Origin of the sequence: Paracnuella aquatica (assembly GCF_003332885.2) — a bacterium.
Lineage (GTDB): Bacteria > Bacteroidota > Bacteroidia > Chitinophagales > Chitinophagaceae > Flavisolibacter > Flavisolibacter aquaticus.
Window position 1 is genome coordinate 1,129,344 of the sequence record NZ_QOWJ01000001.1, and the last position, 8,109, is coordinate 1,137,452.

Genomic DNA, 8,109 nt, shown 5'->3' on the forward strand with positions numbered 1-8,109 from the left:
ATGTGCTTGTTTTTAGCAACGTCAAAAGTTCAAACAGAACAGGCCTTCCCCATTAATGGCGCAGGAAAACCCGTTCGTTGCACATTCCCCTAAACCTTACAAACGTTATGGTGTGTTGTGCCCATATGCTAAAGTTGCTTATTTACGGTCGGGCACATGCAGCTTTATCTCTGCTACAATGAGGCGGCCGATAGATGGCGAGCCCACAAACTCAACTTGCTTTGTATTGAACAAATTGGTGACGCCAAGATTTACTTGCACCTGCTGGTTCACCCGGTAGTTGGCACTCACATCAACCGAGGTAAAGCCGCCCAGTGCGCCGTGGTCAAAGTTCTTTTTGAGCGGCGGGTTGGGCGGTGTCCGCATAATGACGCCCCTGCGGCCCGCACCTGCCGACGTGCCAATTTGCGAACCGCTGTAAAAATCGTATTCCTCCACGTAGCGTACCGACAGGTTGATGACGAGTCTTTGTTTGAATAAATTTTGGATACGCAGCAATGCTAAGGCCCTGTGTTCGGGTGCATTGGCACTATTCTCGTCAGCAGTTACTTCGTTATCGCGGTTTGCATCGTTTTCGGGACGGTCGTTTTTTATATCCGAATCAAACCAGGAATATTTCAAAGCAAAACTGATAGTATTGTTCAATTCATAATTCAAACCTGCATCAATGCCCCAGGCTTGTACGTTGCCATAATTGAAATAGGTATTGAACAAGGCATTTGTCAACACACCACTTTCATCATTGCCCGCAAAAACCGGGTTATGTCTTACAGCATATTCGCCAAGCGTTATTGCCCTGCCCGCAACAGTGCGGGGTGGCCCCAGAAAATTTTTGATGCGGCTGTAGTAACCGTTTACATCCGTATACAGCTTGCGTGCAGCTGTTCCCTTATAGCCCAGTTCCCAGGTACGCACTTCTTCAGGCCTTAATGGTGTAGTGCGTTGGTACTGCGTCGGATCATTTATCTTATTTACCGGCCAGTAAGTAATGCCTTCGCCATTTCCAAAAATGAAACCATTGAGGATGGAATACTGGTTGAGGATACTGGGCATGGCATAAGCCTTAGCCCAGGTAATGCGCAGGCTGCCGTCACCAACAGTTTTTACCAGCCCAAACTTGGGTGCATACACATTGCCAAAGTTGCTATGATGGTCCCAGCGCAGAGCTCCTATAAAGCGTGTATTCATGGGCAGTTTTTGCTCCAGTTGCAGTACGGCGCCGTATTGGTTGATCTCGATCCGCTTGAAAGAATCGACCAGGTTTACGCCAAAGCCATTCGGCCGCTCTTTTTGAAAGTTAACACCGCCAACTACAAACAAGCCCACAGTTTTAAAATGATGATTGTACTGGGCATCGGCATTCAGCCGCTGGCTTTCTTCCTTAAATAAGTTCCTTGCTTTTGCCCTCCGCTCCGCAGAATCGGCCGAAATCTGCTGGTTAGTGAAGGTCCAAAAATCCCTGGTGTAATTGGCGATCAGGTAAGAGTTGCCAATGTTGCCCCACGAATTGTACACCGTTACATAATACCGCGGGTTTACGATACGTGCCTGCAAAAAACGATAAGTAAGGTCTTTCATCTGGTTGCGCATGGTGGTGGTAACCTGCAGGTAATCGTTGGTGCTGCCACCACCCGACACAACGATATCGGTAAACGGTGTGAGGCTGTAGTAAATATGTCCTTCGCCGCGAATGTGCCGGAAATCAAAATCCACATTGCGCTCCGGTACCGACCGGTCGGACGTGGCAAGCGGCACATACACACTGTCGAAAAATTTAAAATCTCGTCCCGTTACGTGTTCGCCGGTCACTTTAAAAGCCCACCGATCGTTTAGCTTCATTGCGTGGCGCAAACGGGCACTGAACTGCGACCGGTTTCCTGCACTTGCGGCCAGCGTAGTGCCGCCATACTTTCTTGGATCTTTGGTGATAAAATTAAACACGGCATTGTGCGCATTAGGCCCGTACAGCGCAGACTGCGGACCCAGCACCACTTCCAGCCGTTCAATGTCTTCTTTAATGATGGAGCCTTTGTTCAGCATGGGCAAGCCGCCGCTCAGGGGCGTCATCATGTTGCGGCCATCCGCCAGTTGCAGAATTTTATTATTAAATGCATTGTTGAAGCCCCTTGCATTGAACATCGTTTCATCCATCCCCGACTGGGTCATTTCAATGCCTTGCACTTTCGAAAGCAGCTCGCCAAAATTTGATCCGGCAAATTCATTCAACTCCGTTTTGCCAATAACCTGTATCGACGCTGGCGCAGCAGTTATTTTTTCGGCGCGGCGTGAAGCGGAAACCACTACTTCGTGCCCCAATTTTGTATCCATCGTCAATGCCACATGTATATTGGTTTCATCTTCCCGGAGTGTCCGTTCTATCTCTTCATAACCCACAAAAGAAAAAACCAGTGTTTGTTTTAAAACTTCTGGTTTCGAAATGCTGAAATGGCCTCTTCGGTCAGTAGTTACCGTTAGTTCTGAACCCTTAACCGTTACCGAAGCACCGGCTAAAGGCAGGCCCGTTTCGCCGTCGATAACTGTGCCCCAGATTTTTGCGCCGAATTGTGCAAACACGGCAGCGGGGAGGCAACACAGGAATACCAGGTTGAGTAGTTTGATCATAGCAGCAGTGGTTGGTTTTATGAATCGTTAGCTTTACTGGTGTTGCAGTTTTAAAAAACTGTTGCGGTACAATTTGCCAATGGGCAATTCCTTTTTGCCAATTTCCACGGTTTCATGCGTGAACGAAGAAATTTTTGCCAGCGAAACAATAAACGAACGGTGAATGCGCATGAACTGGCTGGCTGAAAGCATGGCCTCCACCGAAGCAATGGTTTGTCGGGTAACAATAAACCCTCTTGCCGTATACACTTTCACATAATCCTTATCGCTTTCCACGTAAAGTACTTCGTCCAAAAAAAGCTTGATCATTTTACGATCCACGCGTAAATAAATAAAGGAAGGCTGCACTTTGTTGTTATCGTCGGAACTAGCTGCGCCTGCGCTATCACCATCCTGGCGGCGTTGTGGAAATGCCTTGTTTACCGCTTTCAAAAACCGGTCGAAACGAATTGGTTTTAGGAGGTAATCCACCACGTCCAGCTCAAAACCTTCGTATGCATATTCTTTGTGTGCGGTGGTGAAAATGATCTTCGGGCCGTTGCGCAGGCTTCTGACAAAATCGGTTCCGCTCAGTTGCGGCATTTTGATGTCGAGGAAAATCATGTCCACTGTTTCCTCGTGCAAAAAAATGGTGGCATCAATGGCGTTTCCAAACTCCGCAAGCAGTTTCAGTGTCGGTATTTGCTGGATGTACCGCCGCACCACGTCCCGCGCCATGGGCTCGTCATCTACAATGATGCACGAAATGGATTGGTGTGTACCGTTAGGCATAGGTAACGTCAGTTTGGGTTGCGGTAATAGCGGCGGGTTGTACAGCTACTTTTTGCCGCACCAGTTCCACGCTCAGGTCCACCACAAATACTTCTTCGTCTTCTCTTATTTGCAGGTCATACCGATCGTTGTATAGCAGCTCCAGCCGTTGCCGTACATTATTGATGCCAATACCCGACCTGTGCACATCCGCTTCTTGAGCGGGTGCCTTCCCGTTCATTAGCTTCATTACCATAGTGGTGCCTTTTACCTCCACGGTAAAATTGATCCAGGGATTTTGCAACATATTACTGGCGCCGTGCTTGAAGCAATTTTCCACAAAAGGCAGCAGCAGCAACGGCGTTATATAAACATCATCGGCCTTATCAGGCGTAAGCACATGCACATCCAGCTTGTTTCCGTACCGGATCTTTTCGAGGTTAATGTACTCGGTGATCATTGCCAGTTCCTGTTTCAAAGGCACCAGTTGTTTCTGGCCTTCGTATAAAATATAACGCAGTATGTCGGAAAGGTCCATGAGCATCTTGGCGCTTTTCGGCGATTCGGTTTGTGCCTGCGAATAAATATTGTTGAGGGTGTTGAATAGAAAATGTGGATGCACCTGCGCAGTCAGCAACTGCAGTTGCGCCTCCGATTTTTCTTTTTGCAATTGCAGGTTGCGGTGCTGGTGGTGGTACCAGTGCTTGCCCACCTTCATCATCAGCGCACTGGCGGTAATAGTAAAAGCGCCTTTGTTGGTTGCGATCACTGCCATAAAAAACGACATGCCCGGAACCCGCTGACTGGCTGGAATCCTTTCAGGCGGCAACACCCAAAATAGGAACGGCTGCATCACTTTGCCCATCAGGATCATGTTGAAGATGCCGCACATAAACCACAGCACGATCATGAAAAAAATGCCAGCTATATATCTTTTCTTCAAAATGAATTGCGGGAAGATCCAGTACAGTACGATGTACACCATGGGCAGCTGCCCAAACACCACGAAAAAACTTTCGGAAAACGTATAGATGGGATTCTTGAAATAAGACATCTCGGGGTAGCCAAATGGCATGGCTGCATGGGTAAGCGTGATATAAGGATACCACAAGCCCCAAAATAGGAGGTGTTGTTTCACCCGGTCGCTTTTTTTCTGCGAAAACACAAAGTTGGCCAGCGACATTATATAATAGTTTACTTAAATATAATTCAACTTATGCTGAATTTAAAGGGCGCTTTATTAAATGCGTTGAACGAATAATTAACCGCGACAAAGTGTTTTTGTCGCAGGTAAAAACCGGAGCGAAAGCTGTGCTCCCATTTTTAAATCCCCATTTAAGCCGTCTGTAGCACAACCAGTTTCTTTAGTCGCATTTCCCAAAAATTGTTCGTATATAAAAATATTTTTAGATGACCAATCGCTGTTTGTCCAAAAACAACTGTTATGAAACCAACCACTAACCTACTGGTCGCAACCATTATTACCTTTTTCCTAATTGGCTCCTGTAAAAAGCCCTACGATTTTGAACAGGTATTTGAAGGATTTAAGAAGCCCAATAATCCCGGCTTTGCCGCAAATGATATGGTGCTGTACTGGAATGAAAAAACGGCCACCGTGCTGGGCAGCCCGATGATCCAGCCGGCCCGTGCACGCCTGTTTGCCATTGTGGAAATTGCGGTGCACGATGCGCTCAACAACATCAAGCCAAAGTATGAGGCCTACGCCCTCAATGCAAGAGAGCAGTTTGCCGATCCGGATGCGGCCGTGGCCAGTGCCGCATATTGGACCATCAAAGGGCTGAACAGCCAGGGAAATTCGCCCATTGACAGCTGGTATGAAGAAAGCCTCGCCACCATCCCCGACGGCCGGAGTAAAGAGTTGGGTAAAACACTGGGTAAAAAAGCAGCGGACGCCATTATTGCCAACCGCGCAAACGATGGGCTGTCGCAGGTCGTTCAAACCTCGCAAACACCGGCAGATGGCACCTTGCCCGGGGCATACCGTTCTACATTGATGCTGATCGGTGGAAACCTAACGCCGACGACCATTAAAAGGATTCCAAACTGGGGTACTGTGATGAAGCCGTTTGTGCTAAAAAATAATGAGCAGTTCCGGCCTTCCGCTCCATACGCGGTTACATCGGCGCAGTACGCCACCGATTTTAATGAAGTAAAAACAAAAGGTGGACGGGTGGGCGGCACCCGCACCGCGGCAGAGGAAAAACAAGCCATGTTCTGGCGTGAAAACAGGCCGTCTGTTACATGGAACAATTTTGTTCGGGCAGCCATTGCTGGCAAAAAAATGGATGCCTGGAAAACTGCACGGTTGTTTGCACTGATGCATGTAAGCATGGCCGAAAGCATCAATTCGCAAATGAATGCGGGATACCAATATTATTTCTGGCGCCCTGAAACGGCAATTCGGTTGGCTGCTACCGATGGCAACAATGCTACAACACCGGATCCGAACTGGCTCCCGTTTTTAGATGAAGTACCGAACGTATTTCCTACACCACCGGTGCCCGGTTACCCCAATGGCTTTGCAGCATATGGTGGTAGCACCGCCGAAATACTGCGCCTGTTTTTCGAATCGGATGAAACAGACATCCAATTTACCAGCACTACCTTGCCCAATGAGCCCATTCGCTTTACCAGCTATTCCGCAGCAGCGCGGCAAAATTCATTGAGCATGATCTACACAGGCTGGGATTTTAGAAAGTCTGTTTTGGAAGGCGAAGAGATGGGAAAAAATATTGCCCGCTATGTATTTGCCAACGCATTTATATCAGCCGATTAAGAACTGCATTTTACAACCATAAATAAGCCAACAATGAGAATGCTCGTTACTATTGCAGCACCAATGCTGCTGATCACGGCCTGCCAAAAAGATACAAAAGACAGCGGAAAAGATGATCTGTCGGCCACCGCAACTATCGTCGTTCCTAATGAAGAAACCTCCAGTGCCCGTGGCCAGCAGGCTAATAAATACAACACTTTTTACGGCCCCACCGAACAATTTGGCGAAGGCAGGGTACGAAGTTGGGTGAACATCAGCCACGACAACAAGCCACTGGCTATTGGTATGGAATTTACCGAAGGGGTGCTTGTTCAGGAGCATAGCCACAGCAGCGGCGATGATCATGGACACGAGGTGTTACTCAAACTGCACCAAAAGGCAAAAGCCGTGATGCCGTTTGATCATTTAACTATGGGATTTATGGCGGAAGGCCACCCGCCTCCAGGCATCTACACAAAGCCACATTTTGATTTTCATTTTTACAAAATGCCGCTGGCGGAGCGCTTAGCAATTCCGGCTTACGAATTGGCGAAGCCAGCTTTTGACAAAAATCCGCCTGCTGGCTACCTGCCGCCGGCCTATGGCAAAGCACCGGCTGGCGAAGCCCGCATGGGTGCGCATTGGATGGATGTGCTTTCGCCTGAATTCAATGGCCAACCGTTCACGCATACGTTTGTGTATGGATCGTACGATGGCGAGGTAAACTTCCTCGAACCAATGGCTTCTCTTGCTTTTCTGCAGGAAGGTACCAGTGTGCACAAGCCGTTCCGCCAGCCGGAAAAATTTGACCCGGTGAATACCTATTATCCTACGCGATACAACATATGGAAAGACCCGCAGAACGGCCGGCATTACATTGCATTGGATCAAATGGTTTTGCGATAGCAAAATTCAAGCAGCACCAAATTGAATGTTGGTGCTGCTTGCAACATGTAGATCGGTTCCCGGCCTACTATTCTTATTTAAAAAAATACAGGTTACATGAGGCGCACCGGATTATGCATTTGTTTCATGATCATGCTACAAACCGGCTGTGATAAGGATGACCGGATTGCCAATCGCCCACCAATTGCCAAAGCAGGCGAATACTTGGTTCTGACATTGCCCGAAAATGCGACGCAGCTGGACGGTTCCGAATCATTTGATCCGGACGGAATGATTGGAACTTATTCATGGAAGAAAATTTCGGGTCCGCCGCTTTTCAAATTAAATCATGCCGATGCTCCAAACGTGATGGTAAGTGAAATGGTCGAAGGTGTATATGTGTTTGAGCTGGAGGTAACCGACGATGGCGGAGCAACCGGAAAAGATTCGCGTACAGTTGTTGTGAACAGAAAAGGGGAAAGTATTCAGTTCAACAATTTGCCCCCTGCTGGTTCGCCCTGTTTTTTGAAGATCACCAACTACAGCGACCAGCTCCCGCTCATCTTCAGTTTCGATGTGTATATCAGGCGTTGGTATGAAGAAAGCAGTTCTGCTGTTTGGATGAAAATTGACAGCATCCCGGATTTGGCTATCAATTCATCGCTGCCTCCAAATTCTTATTGGTATTGGTATGAAGTGAAAGGAACCGACCTGATCATTCATTACCCTGGCAATATCTTATGCGATTGGGATGGCGCTTTTCATGATGTATATATAAGGTATGACTGATTGCGCAAAAGCATTAGCATGCTTGGCCTGCAAGCAACAATAAAATAAGTAAAGACTTTTCCGATCAACATGGCCCGTTGCAGATCATATTGAAGAATACCAACCATTCCAGCCACCGCACCCTCCCCTAACGCAAAACAGCCTGACACTTTTGTGTAAGGCTGTTTTAATATAAGTAATAAGATTGGCGGTTACCTACTCTCCCGGAGCATTGCTACTCCAGTACCATTGGCCATGAGGGGCTTAACTTCTCTGTTCGGTATGGGAAGAGGTGGACACCCTCGGAA

The 8,109-nt window shown here is 47.8% G+C and carries 6 protein-coding genes and 1 rRNA gene; 3 read left to right on the forward strand and 4 right to left on the reverse strand.

The genetic code is table 11. The annotated features are described in order from the left end of the window. Positions 1-138: 138 nt before the first annotated feature. Genes DRJ53_RS04715 through DRJ53_RS21520 form a run of 3 tightly spaced genes read right to left on the reverse strand, consistent with a single transcriptional unit; the run spans position 139 to position 4,555 of the window. Complete coding sequence (locus DRJ53_RS04715; protein ID WP_114234377.1) at positions 139-2,622, reverse strand: TonB-dependent receptor; 2,484 nt, start codon at positions 2,620-2,622, stop codon at positions 139-141. Positions 2,623-2,655: 33 nt separating this feature from the next. Beyond that, positions 2,656-3,393 carry a LytR/AlgR family response regulator transcription factor gene (locus DRJ53_RS04720; RefSeq protein ID WP_114234378.1) on the reverse strand — a complete coding sequence of 246 codons (738 nt, stop codon included), beginning with the start codon at positions 3,391-3,393 and terminating at the stop codon, positions 2,656-2,658. Continuing rightward, positions 3,386-4,555 carry a sensor histidine kinase gene (locus DRJ53_RS21520; protein ID WP_206609714.1) on the reverse strand — a complete coding sequence of 390 codons (1,170 nt, stop codon included), beginning with the start codon at positions 4,553-4,555 and terminating at the stop codon, positions 3,386-3,388. Before DRJ53_RS21520 ends, DRJ53_RS04720 begins: the two co-directional genes overlap by 8 nt. A 261-nt stretch (positions 4,556-4,816) precedes the next feature. On the opposite strand from DRJ53_RS21520, the gene DRJ53_RS04730 reads away from it, so the two are divergent. The 3 genes from DRJ53_RS04730 (at position 4,817) to DRJ53_RS04740 (ending at position 7,822) form a co-directional block, all read left to right on the forward strand. Further along, complete coding sequence (locus DRJ53_RS04730) at positions 4,817-6,169, forward strand: vanadium-dependent haloperoxidase (protein WP_114234379.1); 1,353 nt, start codon at positions 4,817-4,819, stop codon at positions 6,167-6,169. A 33-nt stretch (positions 6,170-6,202) separates the two neighbouring features. Beyond that, positions 6,203-7,054, forward strand: coding sequence for a hypothetical protein (locus tag DRJ53_RS04735; RefSeq protein WP_123893358.1), 852 nt, complete (start codon positions 6,203-6,205; stop codon positions 7,052-7,054). A gap of 96 nt (positions 7,055-7,150) precedes the next feature. Next, entirely contained in the window at positions 7,151-7,822 is a 672-nt protein-coding gene (locus DRJ53_RS04740) for a PKD domain-containing protein (RefSeq protein ID WP_123893360.1), read from the forward strand. A 182-nt stretch (positions 7,823-8,004) separates the two neighbouring features. Here DRJ53_RS04740 and rrf read toward each other — a convergent pair. Continuing rightward, positions 8,005-8,109 (reverse strand): 5S ribosomal RNA (gene rrf / locus DRJ53_RS04745); the annotation flags it as partial.

Bases quoted from the DNA above. Each gene is read 5' to 3' on its own strand.
- DRJ53_RS04730 (WP_114234379.1), top strand. From the start codon at position 4,817: ATGAAACCAACCACTAACCTACTGGTCGCAACCATTATTACCTTTTTC.
- DRJ53_RS04715 (WP_114234377.1), bottom strand. From the start codon at position 2,622: ATGATCAAACTACTCAACCTGGTATTCCTGTGTTGCCTCCCCGCTGCC.
- DRJ53_RS04735 (WP_123893358.1), top strand. From the start codon at position 6,203: ATGAGAATGCTCGTTACTATTGCAGCACCAATGCTGCTGATCACGGCC.
- DRJ53_RS21520 (WP_206609714.1), bottom strand. From the start codon at position 4,555: ATGTCGCTGGCCAACTTTGTGTTTTCGCAGAAAAAAAGCGACCGGGTG.
- DRJ53_RS04740 (WP_123893360.1), top strand. From the start codon at position 7,151: ATGAGGCGCACCGGATTATGCATTTGTTTCATGATCATGCTACAAACC.
- DRJ53_RS04720 (WP_114234378.1), bottom strand. From the start codon at position 3,393: ATGCCTAACGGTACACACCAATCCATTTCGTGCATCATTGTAGATGAC.